The organism is Stenotrophomonas sp. 2619 (genome assembly GCF_040548725.1).
GTDB lineage: Bacteria > Pseudomonadota > Gammaproteobacteria > Xanthomonadales > Xanthomonadaceae > Stenotrophomonas > Stenotrophomonas maltophilia_AP.
The window spans coordinates 16122-33524 of sequence record NZ_JBEPSF010000007.1; the positions used below are offsets into that span (position 1 = coordinate 16122).

Annotated in this window: 17 protein-coding genes and 1 tRNA gene; 11 read left to right on the top strand and 7 right to left on the bottom strand. The window is 68.0% G+C overall.

Going from position 1 to position 17403, the window contains the following annotated elements; translation table 11 throughout:
* Positions 1-149 precede the first annotated feature (149 nt).
* From ABIA71_RS08550 to ABIA71_RS08570, 5 genes are all read left to right on the top strand, one after another.
* Positions 150-659, top strand: a complete 510-nt coding sequence (locus tag ABIA71_RS08550; RefSeq protein WP_354284749.1) for an RNA polymerase sigma factor — start codon at positions 150-152, stop codon at positions 657-659.
* Positions 646-1218, top strand: a complete 573-nt coding sequence (locus ABIA71_RS08555; RefSeq protein WP_354284751.1) for a hypothetical protein — start codon at positions 646-648, stop codon at positions 1216-1218. Before ABIA71_RS08550 ends, ABIA71_RS08555 begins: the two co-directional genes overlap by 14 nt.
* Positions 1219-1336: 118 nt before the next feature.
* Positions 1337-1909, top strand: coding sequence for a DUF2239 family protein (locus ABIA71_RS08560; protein ID WP_354284753.1), 573 nt, complete (start codon positions 1337-1339; stop codon positions 1907-1909).
* A gap of 94 nt (positions 1910-2003) precedes the next feature.
* The gene (locus tag ABIA71_RS08565; RefSeq protein WP_354284755.1) at positions 2004-3353 is read left to right on the top strand and encodes an MATE family efflux transporter; all 1350 of its coding nucleotides are present in this window, start codon (positions 2004-2006) and stop codon (positions 3351-3353) included.
* On the top strand, positions 3343-3699 hold the full coding sequence (locus tag ABIA71_RS08570; protein ID WP_354284756.1) for a GIY-YIG nuclease family protein: 357 nt from the start codon (positions 3343-3345) through the stop codon (positions 3697-3699). The genes ABIA71_RS08565 and ABIA71_RS08570 overlap by 11 nt, the downstream gene beginning before the upstream one ends.
* Before the next feature lie 75 nt (positions 3700-3774).
* Here ABIA71_RS08570 and ABIA71_RS08575 read toward each other — a convergent pair.
* The 5 genes from ABIA71_RS08575 to dtd form a co-directional block, all read right to left on the bottom strand.
* Positions 3775-3850 (bottom strand) — tRNA-Ile (locus ABIA71_RS08575).
* Between the two features lie 57 nt (positions 3851-3907).
* Positions 3908-5308, bottom strand: a complete 1401-nt coding sequence (gene yjjJ, locus ABIA71_RS08580; protein ID WP_354284758.1) for a type II toxin-antitoxin system HipA family toxin YjjJ — start codon at positions 5306-5308, stop codon at positions 3908-3910.
* Between the two features lie 166 nt (positions 5309-5474).
* Positions 5475-6149, bottom strand: coding sequence for a hypothetical protein (locus ABIA71_RS08585; RefSeq protein ID WP_354284760.1), 675 nt, complete (start codon positions 6147-6149; stop codon positions 5475-5477).
* A gap of 152 nt (positions 6150-6301) precedes the next feature.
* Positions 6302-8149 carry an RNA polymerase sigma factor RpoD gene (gene rpoD / locus ABIA71_RS08590; protein WP_038686002.1) on the bottom strand — a complete coding sequence of 616 codons (1848 nt, stop codon included), beginning with the start codon at positions 8147-8149 and terminating at the stop codon, positions 6302-6304.
* An 88-nt stretch (positions 8150-8237) separates the two neighbouring features.
* Positions 8238-8678: a D-aminoacyl-tRNA deacylase gene (gene dtd, locus ABIA71_RS08595; RefSeq protein ID WP_354284762.1), complete on the bottom strand. Its 441-nt coding sequence runs from the start codon at positions 8676-8678 to the stop codon at positions 8238-8240.
* A gap of 85 nt (positions 8679-8763) precedes the next feature.
* Between dtd and ABIA71_RS08600 the strand changes: the two genes are divergently transcribed.
* The 4 genes from ABIA71_RS08600 to ABIA71_RS08615 all read left to right on the top strand — a co-directional run bounded on the left by ABIA71_RS08600 (position 8764) and on the right by ABIA71_RS08615 (position 13050).
* Positions 8764-9681 carry a lauroyl acyltransferase gene (locus ABIA71_RS08600; protein WP_354284764.1) on the top strand — a complete coding sequence of 306 codons (918 nt, stop codon included), beginning with the start codon at positions 8764-8766 and terminating at the stop codon, positions 9679-9681.
* Between the two features lie 91 nt (positions 9682-9772).
* Positions 9773-10888, top strand: coding sequence for a GTP cyclohydrolase II RibA (gene ribA, locus ABIA71_RS08605; protein ID WP_354284766.1), 1116 nt, complete (start codon positions 9773-9775; stop codon positions 10886-10888).
* Positions 10889-10948: 60 nt separating this feature from the next.
* The gene (locus ABIA71_RS08610; protein ID WP_354284768.1) at positions 10949-11506 is read left to right on the top strand and encodes a PH domain-containing protein; all 558 of its coding nucleotides are present in this window, start codon (positions 10949-10951) and stop codon (positions 11504-11506) included.
* The gene (locus ABIA71_RS08615; protein ID WP_354284770.1) at positions 11503-13050 is read left to right on the top strand and encodes a PH domain-containing protein; all 1548 of its coding nucleotides are present in this window, start codon (positions 11503-11505) and stop codon (positions 13048-13050) included. Before ABIA71_RS08610 ends, ABIA71_RS08615 begins: the two co-directional genes overlap by 4 nt.
* A 26-nt stretch (positions 13051-13076) precedes the next feature.
* Here ABIA71_RS08615 and ABIA71_RS08620 read toward each other — a convergent pair whose 3' ends face one another.
* The gene (locus ABIA71_RS08620) at positions 13077-14135 is read right to left on the bottom strand and encodes a CDP-glycerol glycerophosphotransferase family protein (RefSeq protein ID WP_354284995.1); all 1059 of its coding nucleotides are present in this window, start codon (positions 14133-14135) and stop codon (positions 13077-13079) included.
* On the opposite strand from ABIA71_RS08620, the gene ABIA71_RS08625 reads away from it, so the two are divergent.
* Together ABIA71_RS08625 and ABIA71_RS08630 are read left to right on the top strand one after the other, a co-directional pair.
* Entirely contained in the window at positions 14134-14952 is an 819-nt protein-coding gene (locus tag ABIA71_RS08625; protein ID WP_354284772.1) for a glycosyltransferase family 2 protein, read from the top strand. The two genes, ABIA71_RS08620 and ABIA71_RS08625, sit on opposite strands and share 2 nt — an antisense overlap.
* A gap of 44 nt (positions 14953-14996) precedes the next feature.
* A complete protein-coding gene (locus ABIA71_RS08630; RefSeq protein ID WP_354284774.1) occupies positions 14997-16118 on the top strand; it encodes a glycosyltransferase in 1122 nt (373 codons plus the stop codon).
* A gap of 7 nt (positions 16119-16125) precedes the next feature.
* Here the strand turns inward: ABIA71_RS08630 and ABIA71_RS08635 are convergent, their stop codons facing one another.
* On the bottom strand, positions 16126-17400 hold the full coding sequence (locus ABIA71_RS08635; protein WP_354284776.1) for an O-antigen ligase family protein: 1275 nt from the start codon (positions 17398-17400) through the stop codon (positions 16126-16128).
* Positions 17401-17403: the final 3 nt, after the last annotated feature.

Here is a 17403-nt window from a genome sequence, read left to right on the forward strand (position 1 = left end):
GGGTGTTCCTCTCTGTGTGGTCTTGGCTGACGTCGGTTCGCGATGAACATGCCAGTCCCTTGGGTAGTACCCTCCGGGCGCGGGTTTCTTACCGCTCACGCAGCGAAGAACGACGTGTAAGAAATTGCTCCCGTTCTACGACTGTGTGCATGTCCCTATGGAGGCACCGCCTGATGCACCCGCTGTGGTCCGATGTCCAACAGCACCTGCCGCGTGTATGGCGGACGGTACGCGCCTACGAGCGCGACCCGGTTGCACACGAAGACCTTGTCCAGGAGGTGCTTCTGGCGGTGTGGCAAGGCCTGCCGCGACTGCGTGACCCCGCCCGGCTTCCGGCCTACATGCTTCGCATCGCCCACAACCTTGGCGCCAGCCACGTGCGGCACGCGGTGCGCGCCCCGGCCCCGGGCCACCTGGACCAGGCGGCCATGGAATCCATTGCCGATGCCGCAGCGGATCCTGGGGACGCCGCCGGTCAATGGCTGCTCGATGCACTGCGCCTGCTCCCGCTGCCGCAACGACAGGTCCTCCTGCTGCAACTGGAGGGTTTCGACTACAAGGAGATCGCCGAGATGCTCGGCATCAGCACCGACAACGTTGGCGTGCGCGCACACCGGGCGCGCAAGGCACTCCAGGAGATCCACGATGGACATCAATGACGACGCCCTGCGCGCGCTCTGGCAACGGCAGCAGCCCCCATCCCGCCTGGCCGAAACGATGGCCCGGAAGATCCAACGGCACCGCCGCCTCGCTGCCGTGCGCGTCACCCTCGAGGTTGCAGTGACGGTCGCGGGCATCGCCCTGCTCACCTGGCCCGCGGCGGACGGGCGTCTGTCACCTGGCCAATGGCTGCTGATCCCGTTCTTCTCGGTGTTCCTCGTTACCAGCTGGACCCTTCTGCTGCGACAGCAGAGCGACCAGCGTGTCGCCGCGCACGCGCCGGTGGCGGTCTACGCGTCGATCCGGACGCTGCAGCTGCGCAACAGGCTGCGGCACTTGAAGCTGGCGCAGATGTCGGCGCTGGCGCTGTGCGGTTACGCGCTGGCCAGCGTGATCGTCTGCCATCTGCTGGGCACGGCCGAGTGGAAACAGGCTGCGCTTCGTCTTGCGGCCTGGGCTGTGGCCTGGATGGTTGGGACCGGGTGGCTGGTCCGCAGGCAACACAGGGGGATACGGCGGGAGTACCGTCGTATCGGGCGGCTCGGGCCATGCGACTGACGCTGCCGCGGCCGTTGCAGGCCGCTTCCGATATTGCACGGGACTTGATCGAACCGGAAAGGCTGTAATTTATCCGGGTGTTATTGACGATTTAATTTTACCCGGGCATTATTCCGGCATGGACCGAACCACGCCCCCGACCTATACCGCCTTTGTAGAGACGCGCCGTCTCATCTGCGGCCCCTTGCACGAGGTGGCCGTGGTCGTACTGCGAGCGCAGCAGACGCAGCCCGAAACGCATGCGCTGGTCTTGAACGATGACACCGGCCAGGCGGTGGATCTGGATCTGGGCGGCGGCGAGGATGCGGTTGCAGCACGCTACACCGTGGTGGCCCGCCCCCAACCTCCCAAAGGACGTGGTCGGCCCAAACTCGGTGTCGTGGCGCGGGAAGTGACGCTTCTGCCGGAGCACTGGGACTGGCTCGCGGCGCAGCCGGGCGGCGCATCGGTGGCCTTGCGCAAACTCGTACACGACGCGCGGCGCAAGGGCGGTGCCGCCGATCGCGCACGCCAGGCGCGCGACCGCGCCTATAACGCAATGTCCACGCTGGCCGGCGACATGCCCGGCTTCGAGGAAGCCTCGCGGGCGCTGTTCGCCGACGACCACGAGCGGCTGATGACGCAGATGCTCGCCTGGCCGCACGACGTGCGGACGTACGTCATGCAGCTCGCTGAGCCTGTACCCGCCTAAGCCGAGTCCCTTTTCCTTCTCTTTCCAACCAGAGCGCGGCCTCGGGTCGCAGCGCTGTGGGAACCCGCATGCCCCCGATTGCCAGGAAGGCCGCATGAACGCGTCTGACGCACCATCCTCCACCGCGCCGGTACCGACGCTGCGTGCGCGCTACCTCGCACTGCTGGCACCCTTGATCCTGACCCACGCGATGCAAAGCGCGGGCGGACTGCTCGATGCTTTCTGGCTCGGACGCCTGCTCGGCGTGCGCGGCATCGCGACGGCGGCGTCGTTCTTTCCCGTGTTCTTCCTGCTGCTGTCGTTGATCATCGGGATGGGTGCCGGTGCCACCATCCTGGCGGGCCAGGCAATGGGCGCGCGGGATGCGACGCAACTGCGGCGCGTGGCTGCGACAGCCTGGTCGGCTGCGTTTGGCGTCGGGCTTGTCGTCGCCATGGTCGGTGCATGGTGTGCGCCAGGGTTGATGCGAGCACTTGGCACGCCGCAGGACATCCTGCCCGCCGCGATCGACTATGCACGCGCCATGTTGCTGGTGATGCCCTGTGTATTCGTCTCGTGGGCAGGCATGTCGTTGAGCCGCGGTACCGGAGATGCGACCTCGCCGATGTGGGCTTTGCTCGCCGCGACGCTGGCAGGGGCGGTGTGCACGCCGCTACTGGTGGCGTACACCGCCTTGGGCGTGACCGGCGTGGCCATATCTGCACTCTTCGCACAGCTTGCCGCGCTGGTCGTGTTGAGGCATCGCTGGCGTCGGAACGGCCATCCGCTTGCCGCTCGCACGGGCTGGCAGCACTGCAGGCCCAGTGCAGCCGTCGCCAAGCGCATGCTGCAGATCGGCGTGCCCGCCGCACTGCAGATGCTGGCGATGGCGCTGGCCGAGATCGTGCTGCTGAGCCTTGTGAACCGCCACGGCTCAACCGCAACCGCTGCCTACGGCGCAGCGACGCAGGTGCTGAGCTGGGTGCAGTTCCCCGCGATGAGCCTGGGCATTGCCGCCGCGATCTTCAGCGCGCATGCCGTCGGCGCGGGACGGCGGGAACGTCTCTCTGCAATCGTAGCTACGGGACTGCGCGTGAACGCGATGGTCACCACTCTGTTCGTGGTTGCTGCGCATCTGCTCGCACCGTTTGCGCTGCGCGTCTTCCTGGAGCCCGGGCCCGTGCTGGACGTGTCGGTCACCATCGTGCGCACGGTGGCCTGGAGTGTAGTGCTACTCGGATGGAGCAACGTGCTTGTGGGCGCGATGCGTGCGAGCGGTGCGGCGCTGCTCCCGGCGCTCCTGAGCATGGCGGCGATCCTTGGCATCGAGTTGCCGGCCGCCGCGGCGCTGCAACAGCGCTTCGGACTGGCAGGCCTGTTCTGGGCCGTCCCTGCCGCATTCCTGACCATGCTGGTGCTGCATGGCCTCTACTACCGTCACAAGGAAGGGAACGATGGACGTTGATAACACACCGATGTCGCGCGCGGCGCGGCGCGCGGCCGCACGACAGGCGCGCGACGCCTTCCCGCCCATGGGCATCTATGCCATCCGTGACAGCGAAAGCGGCCACCTCCTGCTGGGCGCGAGCCGCAATGTTGATGCATCGCTCAATCGCGCTCGCTTTGAACTGCTGATGGGCAAGTACGCAGACAGAGTGCTGCAAGCCGCGTGGAATCGCGGCGGCGTGGATGGACTCCGCTTCGACGTACTCGAACGGTTGAAGGAGCGGGAGACCGTAGACTTCGACTATGAGGGCGAACTGAAGGCGCTTGAGCAGTTCTACCGCGAACTGCATGGACTGGCGACATGAGTCAGGGAGGTTGGGAATTCGGACCGGGACCAAGGCAGGATTCCAACCCACATGCGGCACTACGGGATGCTGATGTGGTGGGCCCACCAGGATTCGAACCTGGAACCAAAGGATTATGAGTCCTCTGCTCTAACCGTTGAGCTATAGGCCCTTGCGGCTGCACAGTGTAGTGGAGCCCCCCGCACGCTTTCCACTGCACACCCAAACATCATCCAAAACGCTGCCCCATCGCCTGCACCCGGCGTGCATTCTCCGCCGCCAGCTCGCGCAGCACCGCCGAGCGCAGCAGCGCCGATCCCGCCACGCGCTGCCAGTAATCCACCGCCAGCGGTGCCGCCCATTGCAGGTGCGCAAGCTGGCCGCTGCGCTCCGGGGCGACGGACGCCAGCGGCGTGGGCGCGCGGAGTACCCCGGTGCGCGAAGGCGCAAGTGACATCGGCAGCATGTCGTAGACCGGTGCCAGCGCCAGCGGCCCGCGATCGACGAGGTGAAAGCCGAGATTGCCCTGATGCATGTCGCTGTTGCCGATAAGCCGGCCGAACGCGTGCAGCCTGCCCATGGTGGCCTGCGCGTCGCGATCTACCCAGCCCTGCGACAGCAGCGCGTCGCCTGCCGTTCCCCAGTCCAGGGTCACATCGCCGACGAAGGCCGATGACAACGCCAGCAACGAGACGAAACCACGCCTCCCGAGCACGTCGACGGTGCGGTCGAAGCGCTGCACCTCCAGGAAGGTATGCGTGTCGGTCTGGAGGATCTCTGAGGCTGCCGCCTGCATGCCAGCGTCGCGCAGGCACTGCAGGGCCAAGTGCTCGCAGACCAGCAGGTCCGCCCAGCGCTCTGCGGCCTGCCCTGCGGTGGGCTGCGCGAACTTGACCAGCGCTGCGTAGCGGCCACCATCATGCTCCACCGTGGCGGTGAACTTCGGTTGCTCGCCACCGGGCGATGAGCCGACGTCTTCGCCTTCCAGTGCAGCCGCGGCACGCTCGGGATAGCGGCGTGCACGTTCCCCTGCCGGAACCCGGTCACCCGGCGCGTCGAGCCCGCGCAATGCCATCTCCACCGCATCGCCGCCGAGCAGAAGATCTCCGATTTCGGTCCCTCCTGCACGCACCAGCGCCTGCAGGGTATCGGCCAGCTGCCATCGATTGAGGTCGTCGGGAACGCCCAGATCCCGGCCGCGACGATGCGCGAAGGTGCGACCGAGAAACCCCTGCGGACGCAGGTCGTCCAGGTACCACGGCAGCCCCGGGAAGTGGCCTTCGACGGTCTCGTCTGGCGAACGGGTCAGATTCGGTCGCGCGGCGTTGACCGCGACGTGGAAGGTGTCGCCCGTGAGTGCCACGACCGTGCCCAGCTCTTCGAGCCTGGCATCGGGCCGCAGCCGGAACAGCGGCCATTCGCTGCCGGCTGCGGTGTACTGCCGGACCGCATAGGCCGTGGCGCGGGTGCGGCCAATCCGGACGACGCGCTCCCCCGCCTCGGCCACGAGACGACTCAAGGTCGTGCGGGTGACCCCGAGGCGATCAATGAGATCGGCCGCTGACACCACCTCGCCGGCAGGCAGGCTGTCGAACAGCGTCTGGAGCTGGAGCGCGCGAGGACGGGCCATGACCTGGGTTTTGGGACGAATTAAGTTACGAATCTATACGCCAACTTCTGGTCGATCGCAAGCCACATCAATTAATAAGTAATTGATTGATATATGTTCAATCCCAGCGCAGACGTACAGAACTCCGTAATTAAGTTACGAAACGCGAAACGTAATATCAGCTCACCTACCGGTCTTCCAGCCGCTTCATCAGCCGCTCCAGCCGCTCCTCAACCGCCCGGCTGCCGTAAACGCCCCGCAGGCTGTCGGCCGGGGTGGCGCACTGCCCGTTGTCGGTCACCACCAAACTCGAGCCCTGCAGCGAGGCCCGCGCCTCGCAGGGCGCCTCACCCAGGAACAGTTCGTCACCCATCGGCTCGGCGCTGCCAATCAGCCGGCCGGCGCCCTTGCCACCCGGTGGCAGCATGCTCAACTGCAGCGTGCGTCCCTCGGACCGGATCTCCAGCACGCGACCACCGCGCCCGTCCCAGTACCCCAGCCAGCTGGTGAAGTCGGTTTCGGCCATGTGCCCGGTCTTCATGACACGCTCGGCGGGCGCCCAGCCCACCACGTCCTTGCCGGGGGGAAGCACCTGCACGCAGTAGTAGTCGTTCCAGCGGCTGCCGATCACCAGGCTGCTGCCCGGTTCGACGTCATCGCCGCTGCGGCAGCTGTCCTGCGGCGTGTCCAGGCAGCCGGGACGCTCCCCCACCAGCGCAACGTTGCCGGCATCCACGACGCGGCCGACCGTGAGGTCGGGTTGGGTCTGGTAGAAATCCGCTGCGTTACAGGCAGGTTGCCGAGGCTCCGCGGCCAGCGCGGCGAAGGGGCACAGAGCAAGGACAAGCCAACCTTTTTTCATCGTCATTCCATTGATCCACAGGTGTAAAGCGACGCGCATCCTACCGCATCCGCATACCTGCCCGCTGCACACGCGGGCATACCTGCCGCCCCAAAAAACAAACCCCGCTTGCGCGGGGTTTGTCGGATTTCAACGCGAACTGCCGGGATCGATCAATCGATATCCAGGAAGCTGCGCAGCTGCTCGGACCGGCTCGGGTGACGCAGCTTGCGCAGCGCCTTGGCTTCGATCTGGCGGATACGCTCGCGGGTGACGTCGAACTGCTTGCCCACTTCCTCGAGGGTGTGGTCGGTGTTCATGTCGATGCCGAAGCGCATGCGCAGCACCTTGGCTTCCCTCGGGGTGAGGCCAGCCAGCACGTCGCGCACGGTTTCAGACAAGTTGATGTTGGTGGTGTTCTCGATCGGGGACTCCACGTTGGTGTCCTCGATGAAGTCGCCCAGATGCGAATCCTCGTCGTCGCCGATCGGGGTTTCCATCGAGATCGGCTCCTTGGCGATCTTCATCACCTTGCGGATCTTGTCTTCCGGCATGTCCATTTCCTTGGCCAGCTCCTCCGGCGTGGCCTCGCGGCCGTACTGCTGGAGCATCTGGCGGGAAATGCGGTTCAACTTGTTGATCGTTTCGATCATGTGCACCGGAATACGGATGGTGCGCGCCTGATCGGCGATCGAACGGGTGATGGCCTGGCGGATCCACCAGGTGGCATACGTGGAGAACTTGTAACCACGGCGGTACTCGAACTTGTCGACGGCCTTCATCAGACCGATGTTGCCTTCCTGGATCAGGTCGAGGAACTGCAGGCCGCGGTTGGTGTACTTCTTGGCGATGGAGATCACCAGGCGCAGGTTGGCCTCGACCATTTCCTTCTTGGCCTTGCGCGCACGCGCCTCACCGTAGGCCATGGCGCGGCTGATTTCCTTCAGCTCGTCCAGTTCCAGCCAGGTGGTCTTTTCGATGTCGAGCGTGGCCTGCTGCTCGGCGATGATCTGGTCCTTCACGTCACGCAGGGCCGAGGACCACTTCTGCTTGCGCTTCAGTGCGTCTTCCACCCACTCCAGGTTGGTCTGGTTGCCTTCCCAGGAGCGGATGAAGTCCTTGCGCGGCATGCGCGCGGTCACGGTGGCCAGGTTCAGCACGCGGCGCTCGTGGGACTTGATCTCGGCCATGACGTCGCGCAGCTGCTTGACCAGCACGTCGGTCAGCGGCAGCGGCAGCTTCAGGGTCACGAACACGGCGGCCATGTCGTCGCGCAGCTTGGCCAGCGGCTTGCGGTCGCCCTTGGCGGCGGCCTTCTTGAACGCGCTGTACGCATCGCTCAGGGCCTGCATGCGGCGGGCAACTTCTTCCGGGTCCGGACCAGTCGGGCCGGCTTCTTCTTCAACGTCGTCGCCGTCGTCTTCGTCGTCGGCGTCGTCTTCGGCGTCGTCGCTGGTGTCTTCGGCCACGGCCGGGGCCGGGACTTCTTCAACCAGGTCGTTGAAGCCGACGATCACTTCGGCCAGGCGCTTCTTGCCTTCCTTGTGCGCGTCGTAGTCGGCCAGCAGCGATTCCACCGACACCGGGAAGGTGCCGAGTGCCGCCTGGACCTGGCCCAGGCCTTCTTCGATGCGCTTGGCGATGGCGATTTCGCCTTCGCGGGTCAGCAGCTCGACGGTACCCATTTCGCGCATGTACATGCGCACCGGGTCGGTGGTGCGACCACCTTCGGTGTCGAGCGCGCTCAGCGCGGCGGCAGCTTCTTCGGCCGCGGTGTCATCGACTTCGCGGTTGCCGGTGTTGCCATCGTTGAGCAACAGGGTTTCTGCATCGGGTGCAACTTCATGGACATCGATGCCCATGCCGTTGATCATGCCGATGATGTCTTCAATCTGCTCCGGGTCGACGATGTCGTCGGGCAGGTGATCATTGACTTCGGCGTAGGTCAGGTAGCCCTGTTCCAGGCCCTTGCTGATCAGAAGCTTGATGTCGTTTTGCTGGGCAGGACGTTCGTTGGCCATGTAGTGCTCGCGCCACCGGCAGGGAGAGGAATAGGACCTAGCATTATACCAGCCTGGCGCCCCACCGCCCGGGCGGTGGTCCCGGGGGTCAGGGTCTGAGCAGGAAGGTCACCGGACCATCGTTGACCAGGCTGACAACCATATGGGCACCAAACTGGCCTGTTTCCACCCCCGGGGCGTGTTTTTGCCTGCAGATCTCGACCAACCGGTTGAATCCACGTTCAGCCTCGGCCGGCGGCGCGGCGGTGCTGAAGCCCGGCCGCATCCCGCTGGCGGTGTCGGCAGCCAGGGTGAACTGGCTTACCAGCAGCAGCCCGCCCCCGGTATCGGCCAGCGAACGGTTCATTTTTCCGCCCTCATCGGCAAACACACGGTAGCCGAGCACCCGATCGGCCATCCGCGCGATCTGCGCCTCGCTGTCGCCGGGCTCCATGCCCACCAGCGCCAGCAATCCCGGGCCGATCCGGCCCACCGCCACGTCATCGACACACACGCTGGCCTGGGTGACGCGCTGGATGAGAACGAGCATGGGCGGGGCTTCCGGGGTGGGGGCCGGCTACCTTAACGCGCTGGCCGGTCCACGCCGATTGTCCCAGCGGCTAGACTTCCCCGTGATGAAACCGCATACCACCGCCCGCCTGGCCTACCGTGCCGCCGCCCTGTTCACCCGTCTGCCCTGGTCCTGGCTGCGCGGCGTCGCCCATGCGCTGGCGTGGCTGTGGATCGCCCTCAATGCGCGCGAGAGCCGGGTGACCCGGCGCAACCTGGAACTGGCCTTCCCCGACCTGACCGACGCCCAGCGGGTGCAGATGCACCGCGAGGTGCTGCGCTCCACCGCGCTGCAGGCGCTGGAAACCCTGCGCCTGTGGACCCGCCCGCGTGAGCAGAACCTGGCCTGCCTGGTCGAGCGCCATGGCGAAGCCCTGTACGACGCGGCGCTGGCCGCCGGCAAGGGCGTGATCGTGGCCGCCCCCCACCATGGCAACTGGGAGCTGCTGAACCAGTGGCTGGCTTCGCGCGGGCCGATCGCCATCGTCTACAAGGCGCCCGACGAAGCCGTGGGCGATGCCTTCCTGCAGCTGGTGCGTGGCGGCGACAACGTGCAGCAGGTGCGGGCCGAGGGCCCGGCGGTGCGCCAGCTGTTCAAGGTGCTCAAGGACGGCGGCGCCACCGGCATCCTGCCCGACCAGCAGCCCAAAGCCGGCGACGGCGTGTTCGCCCCGTTCTTCGGGGTGGAGGCGCTGACCATGACCCTGGTCAACCGGCTGGCTGAACGGACCGGGGCCACCGTGCTGTACGGCTGGTGCGAGCGCGTGGGCCCGGGCATGCAGTTCGCCCTGCACGTCGAGCCGGCCGATCCGGCCGTGGCCGACCCCGACCCGCGCACGGCGGCAACCGCCCTCAACGCCGGGCTGGAGCGGATCGCCCGGCGCGACCCCACCCAGTACCAGTGGACCTACAAGCGTTACACGTTGCGCCCGCCGGGCAGCGACGAGGTGGACCCCTATGCCACCGAGGAACACCCCCACTGACTGCGACGCAGCGTCGCGCCCCCGGCACGATTGGAAACGGCGCCTTCCGTCCCCACTGTGGAACCCACGATGTCCCCCCACGGCCCCTGCCATGTCTGATGCTGCTTCTTCCCTGTTCGGCGACCCGGCCGCGATCCGCTGCGAACGGGCGGTGGCCGAACTGCGCGCGGGCCGCCCGGTGGTGATCGACGACGGCCACGGCCAGCGCCTGGCCTTCATCGCCCTGGACAGCAGCACCCGCAGCAGCTTCAGCGCGTTCGCCCAGGCCGCCGCCGACCGCCACTACCTGTTCCTCACCGCCACCCGTGCGCGGGTGCTGGGCGTAGCCGCCGAGCATGGCGCGCGCGTGCCGCTGGCGGGCATCGACTTCGACGCCCTGCCCTCGCTGAGCTACCGGCGCGAACCGGAAGTGATGCCCGCAGGCTGGTCGGCCGGGCAGGCGCTGGATGATGGCGCGGTGGAAATCGCCCGTCTGGGCCTGCTGCTGCCGGCCATGGTGGGCGTGCTGCTGGAGGACACCGACCACCGCTTCGATGATTGCGCACAGGTATCGCTGTGCGACCTGCACCAGGGCGCCGAGCAGGCCGCCCACGCCTATGAACTGGTGACGCGTTCGCCGGTGCCGCTGCGCGAGGTGGGCATGACCGAATTTGCGGTGTTCCGCGGCGGCGTGGCCCAGCGCGACCAGGTGGCGATCATCGTCGGCAGTCCGGACCTGTCCGGGGTAGTGCCGGTGCGCGTGCATTCGTCCTGCCTCACCGGCGACCTGTTCGGCTCGCTCAAGTGCGACTGCGGCGACCAGCTGCGGCGCGGCCTGCGCAAGCTCAAGGAACTGGGCGGCGGCGTGCTGCTGTACCTGGACCAGGAAGGCCGCGGCACCGGCATCGCCGCCAAGATGCGCGCCTACGGCTACCAGCACGACGGCCTGGACACCATCGACGCCGATGCGCAGCTGGGCTTCGGCGCCGACGAACGCCGCTACGGCAGCGCGGTGGCGATGCTGCAGGGGCTGGGCGTGCACCGCGTGCAGCTGCTCAGCAACAACCCCACCAAGGCGCAGCGGCTGCGCAATGCCGGCATCGACGTGGTGGACTGCGTGCCGGTCACCGGCGATATCACCGCCGAGAACGAACAGTATCTGCGCACCAAGGCCGAACGGGCCGGCCACCTGCTCGACGTCGACGCGCTGATCCAGGCCGCGCAATAGCGCGCGGCAACCTGCTACCGTCTGCGCGACGGGCGCACCGCCACCAGCAGCACGCCCGGCATGTCCCTTGCCGAGCGCCCTGCCTTGTCCGACGCCATCGACACCCCTGCCATTCCCTCTCCGCCGGCGTTGCCGCCGCTGCCGCCCAGCGCTGACTGGCAGGCGCTGCCACGACGTGCCGCTGCCATCGCGGCGGTGGCCGGGGCCATCACCGGCACCCTCGTGCTTGGTGGCGGGCTCGCCACGGCCTGGGTGCTGCTGGACCTGCCGCTGCGCTGGCTGGGCGCGGCCGGCATGCTGGTGCTGGGCGCGGCAATCGGCGCGGTCATTGGTTACCGCCGCCAGCGCCGCACCTTCTGGCGGCTCGACGCCCAAGGCCTGGGGGTCCGCCGCGACCTGATGTGGCAGCAGGAAACCCGCGTGCCCCTCTCACGCGTGCAGCACCTGGACCTGCGCCGGGGACCGATCGAACGCAGTGCCCGGCTGGCCACGCTGGTGGTGCACACCGCCGGCAGCCGCTTCAGCGCGGTGAGCCTGAGCGGGCTGGATGGCGAGGATGCCGAACGCCTGCGCGACACGCTGGGCCACCAGCTCGACCGCGACGACGACGCCCTGTGAGCAGCCTGCCCCCGGCAGAGGCCGCGCTGAACGATGCGCCGCAGGAGCAGCGCCTGCACCGGTGGTCGTGGCTGTTCGTGCTGCTGATGCAGCTGCGCCAGTTCCTGCTGCCGCTGGTGGCGCTGCTGGTGTTCGGCAACCGTGGCGACCGCGATCAGATGTGGTCCTACCTGGCCGCGCTGGTAGTGATCGTGGTGCTGGTGGGCACCTCGGTGCTGCAGTACCTGACCTACCGTTACCGGATCGGCCGCGACGCCATCAGCGTGCGCAGCGGGGTGGTGTCGCGCAACCGGCGCGAGATTCCCTTCGCGCGCATCCACAACGTGGTGGTGCACCAGAACCCGCTGCACCGTCTGTTCGGGGTGGCCGAACTGCGCCTGGAATCGGCCGGTGGCGCCCGGCCCGAGGCGGAAATGCGCGTGCTGAAGCTGTCCCAGGCGCTGGCGCTGGAACAGCTGGTGCGGCACCGCGGCCAGGGGGGCGCGCCAACGCCGGCGGCCACGGATGCGGATGCAGAGGCGGTCACGCCGCCCCTCGACGACGGCGTGCTGCTGCAACTGAGCACACCGGAGGTGGTGCGCATCGGCCTGCTGTCCAACCGCGGCTGGGTGGTGGTGCTGGCTGCCGTGGGCGCGACGTTCCAGCTGTTCCCCGATGGCACCGTGACCGACGCGATCGAGGAAGGCGGGCGCCAGGCGCTGGGCTACGCCAATGGCCTGCACCCGGCCGACTGGGTGTGGGCGGTGGTGGCGCTGGTGGCGGTGGCCGCGTTCTGGGTGCTGCTGCGCGTGTTTTCAGTGGCGCTGGCGCTGTTGCGTTACTACGGCTTCCAGTTGAGCGAACACGAACGCCGGCTCACCGTGGTCAGTGGCCTGCTCACGCGCCTGCGCAGCAGCGTGGCGCGGCGGCGCATCCAGGCTTGGACGCTGCGCGAAAGCCCCCTGCAACGCTGGGCCGGGCGCCGCCATCTACGCATCGACATTGCCGCCGGGGTGTCCGAAGAAAACCAGCGCCGCGACCTGCGCGAACTGGCCCCGCTGGCCACCCCCGAGGCGGCCGATGCCCTGGTGCAGCACCTGCTGCCGCAGGTGCAGTGGCCGCCCGCCCGCTGGCAACCGGTGCAGCAGCGCGGCTGGTGGCGGCTGAGCCTGGGCACGGCGGTGTGGGTCCCGCTGGTGGCCGTGGCCGCGGTGTGGAACGAGGTGCCGTGGGCCGCCCTGATCCTGCTGTGGCTGCCGTGGTCGGCGTTCCGCGCGCATCGCCAGATGGCCCGCATGGGCTATCACCTGGACGACCAGTACGTGGCCGTGCGCGGTGGCTGGTGGCAGCGCTGGTGGCGGTTTGCCGAGCTGGACAAACTGCAGGTGCTGCGCCTGAGCCGCTCCCCACTGGATCGCCTGCTGGGGACCGCCAGCGTGTGGCTGGATACCGCCGGTGCCAGTGGCAGCGTGGCCTTGTGCCTGCGCTACCTGCCCGACGCCGAGGCGCGCGCGGTGCATGCGCGGTTGAGCGCCGCATTGGCGCAGCGGCGCCTGCGCTGGTAAGCGACGCAGCCGACCAACGGTCGGCTCTACCGCTTGGACGGCCCCCAATAGCCCAGGTCACGCCGGATCTGCAGGCCACGCGTCCACGCGCCGAACGGCTTGCGCTTGAGCGTGCCCAGCTCGCCGGCGAGGAAATCCTCGGTGGCCGCGATCACGCGCTCGCTGGAATATCCGTCGCGGTACGGGTGGATGCTGTCGGCGTACTGCTGGATGTGCGCCACCAGCGCCGGCTCGGGCGACAGCGCGCGGTCCAGCATCGCCGGCAGCCGGGTGGCGTCGTCGAAGTCGATCATGTGCGGCTGCGGCACGCGGTTGCGGAAGGTCACCACCGGTTTGTACTGCACCACGAACTCGGACACGATCGAGGAGGTGTCAGACACCAGCACATCGGCGGCACGCTGCGCGGCCATCACCTGCTCGGGCTCGATGAAGGCGGCGTTGTCGCCGGCCAGCGCGCGGTAGCGCGCGAACAGTTCCTCGCTGCACTTGGGATGCAGGGTCAGCAGCCAATAGCGCTCGCCGCGCGCGATATCAGCGGCAATGTGCTCGTACAGGTGCGGCGCCGCACTCAGGCGCTCGGTGAACGTAGACCCGAACAGGATCACCGGGCGGCCAGCGGCCGGCGCCCGCAGCGCCGCGCTGGCGCCGCCGTCGTCGCGGAACAGCGGGTCCAGCTTCGGCCAGCCGGTCTGCGCCACGGCGAAATGGCCCTGGCGCGCGGCCAGGTCCCGGAACGGCTCCGTCGTCGCCGGCCCCTGCGTGCAGTACAGGTCGAACAGGCCACGCACGCGGAAATGGCCGCGCGCGCTGTCGCGCTTCTGCACATTGAAGCCGTGGAAGACCTGCACCTTGGCCCCGGCGATGAACGGCGGCACCCAGTTGGCGGCGCTGAACACCGCCCGCGGGCGCAGCGCCAGCGCCTGCTTGAGGTCCACGTTGGGCACCCCCGGCAGAGTGGCCCCGGCCGCCCCATCGGCGAACCAGGCCGACACCGATTGCCCGGACGCGTGCAACGCCTGGGCCAGAGGGGCGAGAATGGGCAGCGCATAACGCTCCGTCGCAAACAGCAGGTACTCGGCCATCATGTTCTCCACGACCGCTCCCACTGAACGGCCTCGCATCTCGGCCTGCATTATCGCGTTCAATGAAGCCGACCGCATCGGCGATTGCCTGGCCTCGCTGGCCTTCTGCGACGAGATCGTCGTGGTGGATTCCAATTCCACCGATGCCACCGTGGCCATTGCCCGCGCCGCCGGGGCCACCGTGCTGCAGCGCCCGTTCGACGGCTTCCGCAGCCAGAAGGCGTTCTGCGTTGAACAGGCCGCCCACGACTGGGTGCTGTGCCTGGATGCCGACGAGCGCGTCAGCGACGACCTGCGCGCGGCCATCCTGGCGGCCCAGGCCGGTGGCTTCGCCGGTCACCACGGCTACCGCTTCGCGCGTTTGTCCGAGTACTTCGGCAAGTTCCTGCGCCACGGCAATGCCTATCCGGACCGCGTGCTGCGCCTGTTCGACCGTCGCCACGGCGGCTGGCGCGGCAAGCGCGAGATCCACGAAGCGGCCAGCGTCGATGGCAGCGTGGGCGTGCTGCGCGGCGACCTGATCCACTACCCGTACCGCTCGCTGGAACAGCAGTTGAGCAAGACCCAACGCTACGCCCGGATGATGGCCGAGCACGAGTTCGCACGCGGCAAGCGCGCCACCCTGGCCAAGCTGGTCCTGGCCCCGGCGTGGCGGTTCTGGCGCGGGCTGCTGCTGCGCGGAGGCTTCCGCGATGGCTGGCATGGGCTGGTGTATGCCTACGTGCGCGCCAACTACGTGCGCCAGAAAACGATCATGTTGTGGATGCTGCAGCACGGCCAGCCGGTGAGCGACCCGCCGCGGCGCAGCGACGCCGCATGAACGCTGCTGTGGCAGACTTCATGCGCGTTTGATCGAAGGCCCCCATGAAGATCCTCTACACCAACTTCCATTCCGGCGACGGCGGCGGCCACACCACCTACCTGGTGTCATTGGCGCGCGCGCTGTCGGCGCGCCACCAGCTGTTCATGGCCGCCCCGGACAACAGTCGCGTGCTGCGCGTGGTCCGCGACGAAGGCATTGCCGAACCGCTGGACATCGCCTTCAGCAGTGGCCTGCCCACGCTGCCCCAGCAATGGGCCGACATGCGCCGCCTGCGCCACCTGGTGCAGCAGCACCGCATCGACATCGTGCACGCCAACGGCGCGCGCGACCATCGGGTGATGATGGAAGCGGTGGCCGGCCTGGCCCATCGGCCCAAGCTGGTGTTCACCAAGCACAACAGCAAGCCCAGCAACACGTTCGGCAACACCCTGCGCGCGCGCTGGGGCACCGACCGGGTGATCGCCGTCTCCGCGCACACCCGCGACATGTTGCTGGACAGCCCCTACCGGCGCTGCCCGATCGATGTGGTGCGCAACGGCGTGGACCTGGCCCGCTTCGCCCCCGTCGATGCATCGGCCGGCGCGGCGCTGCGCGCGCGCTGGACCACCGATCCCGAGGCACTGGTGATGGTGAGCAATGCCGGCACCGACGGCCACAAGGGCTGGATCGACCTGGTCGAGGCCATCGCCACCCTGCCCGAACCGATCCGCGGCCACATCCACGTGGCCGTGGCCGGCCGCGATGCGGAGCCGCGCCTGCTGGCCCGGGTGGCCGAGCTGGGCCTGGCCGCGCAGGTCCACCTGCCCGGCCTGCTGGAGGATATCCGGCCGTTCGTGGCCAGCGGCGATGCGGGCTTCGTGCTGTCCCACGACGTGGAAACGATCTCGTTCGCCTGCCGCGAAATGATGGCGATGGGCAAGCCGGTGATGGTCAGCGACTACGCCGGCCTGCCGGAGAACATCGACCACGGCCAGGACGGCTGGATCGTGCCGGTGCGCAACATTCCCGCGATCGCCGCCCAGGTGGCCCAGCTGTATGCACAGCGCCACGACCTGGCCCGGATTGGCGTGGCCGCGCGCCAGCGTGCGGTGCGTGAGTTCGGCCTGGACACGTTCACCGGCCTGACCGAAGCCAGCTACGCGGCTGCCCTGCAGGGCGGTTGACCCGGGATCAGTCCGCCTGGCGCCGGCGCGCCGGGTCGGACAGGGCCAGGAACACCGCCACCCAGGTGGCGTAGAACGAGGCCGAGCGCATGTCGCGGAACATCATCTCGGTGAGGCCGAACACCAGGTAGCTGGCACAGATCATCACCCCGGCACCGGCGAACAGGCGCCCGGCGTCGTCGTCCCGCCACAGCCGACGCAGCAGCACCCACCCCGGTGCGGCGTACAGCAGCACCAGCCCCAACCCGCCCAGCACACCGTAGGTGGCCAGGAAATACAGCAGGTCGTTGTGGGTTTCGCCGTAGTCGCGCGCCACGGTGGGCGACACCTGGCGGGTCTCGGCCAGGCTGCGCAGTTCTTCGCGGAAGCGGTCGCCTCCGCCGATGCCGAACACCGGCTCGCTCTGGATCATGTGCCCGGCCGCGCTCCACAGCTGCAGACGAATGCACACCGACGTATCGGCCAGATGGGTCACCTGGCACTCTTCGAATTCGTTCACGCCCAGGTGGATGCGCTCGCGCAGGGTGCTGTCGCTGAGCACGATCAGGCCCAGCGCGCCGAGCAGCAACGCACCGGCCCACGCCTTGTAGCGATTGAGTCGGCGCCCCTGCACCAGCAGTGCGATGAACACCAGCACCGGCACTGCCAACAGCCCGCCGCGGGTCTGGGTGGCCAGGAATGCGCCCAGCCCGGCTACGCCGGTGATCAGTTTCAGCGCGAACTCGGTGCGCTTGAAACGGGTGATGCGATAGCCCAGCAGCAGCAGCGCCAGCATCGAAAACAGCAGGGTCAGGTTGCCGTAGGTCACCGTGTTGAACTGGCGGGTGGCCGGGCGCCCGCCGGTGCTCAACACCAGCCAGCCCACGTTGATCACCGCATACCAGATGCCCAGCAACAGGCCGAACAGACCATGGGCCAGGATCGGGCGCGGAATTCGCAGCGCAGCGGCCAGGATCAACAGCACGGTCAGGAATCGCGAGGCCTTTTCCACCTCCGAGCCCTTCCACAGGCCATGCACGAGCAGGCTGGTGAGCACGCCGATCAGCATCACCGCCACGCCCACGCCCATCCACACATATTCGCGGCGGTTGTCGCACCAGACCTGCCCGGGCGCGGCCGGGCGCACCACCGCCAGCACGATGATGCTCAGCAGGACCAGCAGGTAATAGCCCGCACTGCCACCGTCCAGGGTCGACATCAGCAGCACCGGGGACAACCCGAGCGCGATCGTGAATGCCCATGCCAAGGCGAGGTTGGCGCGGGCAGGACGGAGTGGAGACATGGT

Bases quoted from the DNA above. Each gene is read 5' to 3' on its own strand.
- ABIA71_RS08550 (WP_354284749.1), top strand. From the start codon at position 150: ATGTCCCTATGGAGGCACCGCCTGATGCACCCGCTGTGGTCCGATGTC.
- ABIA71_RS08555 (WP_354284751.1), top strand. From the start codon at position 646: ATGGACATCAATGACGACGCCCTGCGCGCGCTCTGGCAACGGCAGCAG.
- ABIA71_RS08560 (WP_354284753.1), top strand. From the start codon at position 1,337: ATGGACCGAACCACGCCCCCGACCTATACCGCCTTTGTAGAGACGCGC.
- ABIA71_RS08565 (WP_354284755.1), top strand. From the start codon at position 2,004: ATGAACGCGTCTGACGCACCATCCTCCACCGCGCCGGTACCGACGCTG.
- ABIA71_RS08570 (WP_354284756.1), top strand. From the start codon at position 3,343: ATGGACGTTGATAACACACCGATGTCGCGCGCGGCGCGGCGCGCGGCC.
- yjjJ (WP_354284758.1), bottom strand. From the start codon at position 5,308: ATGGCCCGTCCTCGCGCGCTCCAGCTCCAGACGCTGTTCGACAGCCTG.
- ABIA71_RS08585 (WP_354284760.1), bottom strand. From the start codon at position 6,149: ATGAAAAAAGGTTGGCTTGTCCTTGCTCTGTGCCCCTTCGCCGCGCTG.
- rpoD (WP_038686002.1), bottom strand. From the start codon at position 8,149: ATGGCCAACGAACGTCCTGCCCAGCAAAACGACATCAAGCTTCTGATC.
- dtd (WP_354284762.1), bottom strand. From the start codon at position 8,678: ATGCTCGTTCTCATCCAGCGCGTCACCCAGGCCAGCGTGTGTGTCGAT.
- ABIA71_RS08600 (WP_354284764.1), top strand. From the start codon at position 8,764: ATGAAACCGCATACCACCGCCCGCCTGGCCTACCGTGCCGCCGCCCTG.
- ribA (WP_354284766.1), top strand. From the start codon at position 9,773: ATGTCTGATGCTGCTTCTTCCCTGTTCGGCGACCCGGCCGCGATCCGC.
- ABIA71_RS08610 (WP_354284768.1), top strand. From the start codon at position 10,949: ATGTCCCTTGCCGAGCGCCCTGCCTTGTCCGACGCCATCGACACCCCT.
- ABIA71_RS08625 (WP_354284772.1), top strand. From the start codon at position 14,134: ATGTTCTCCACGACCGCTCCCACTGAACGGCCTCGCATCTCGGCCTGC.
- ABIA71_RS08620 (WP_354284995.1), bottom strand. From the start codon at position 14,135: ATGATGGCCGAGTACCTGCTGTTTGCGACGGAGCGTTATGCGCTGCCC.
- ABIA71_RS08630 (WP_354284774.1), top strand. From the start codon at position 14,997: ATGAAGATCCTCTACACCAACTTCCATTCCGGCGACGGCGGCGGCCAC.
- ABIA71_RS08635 (WP_354284776.1), bottom strand. From the start codon at position 17,400: ATGTCTCCACTCCGTCCTGCCCGCGCCAACCTCGCCTTGGCATGGGCA.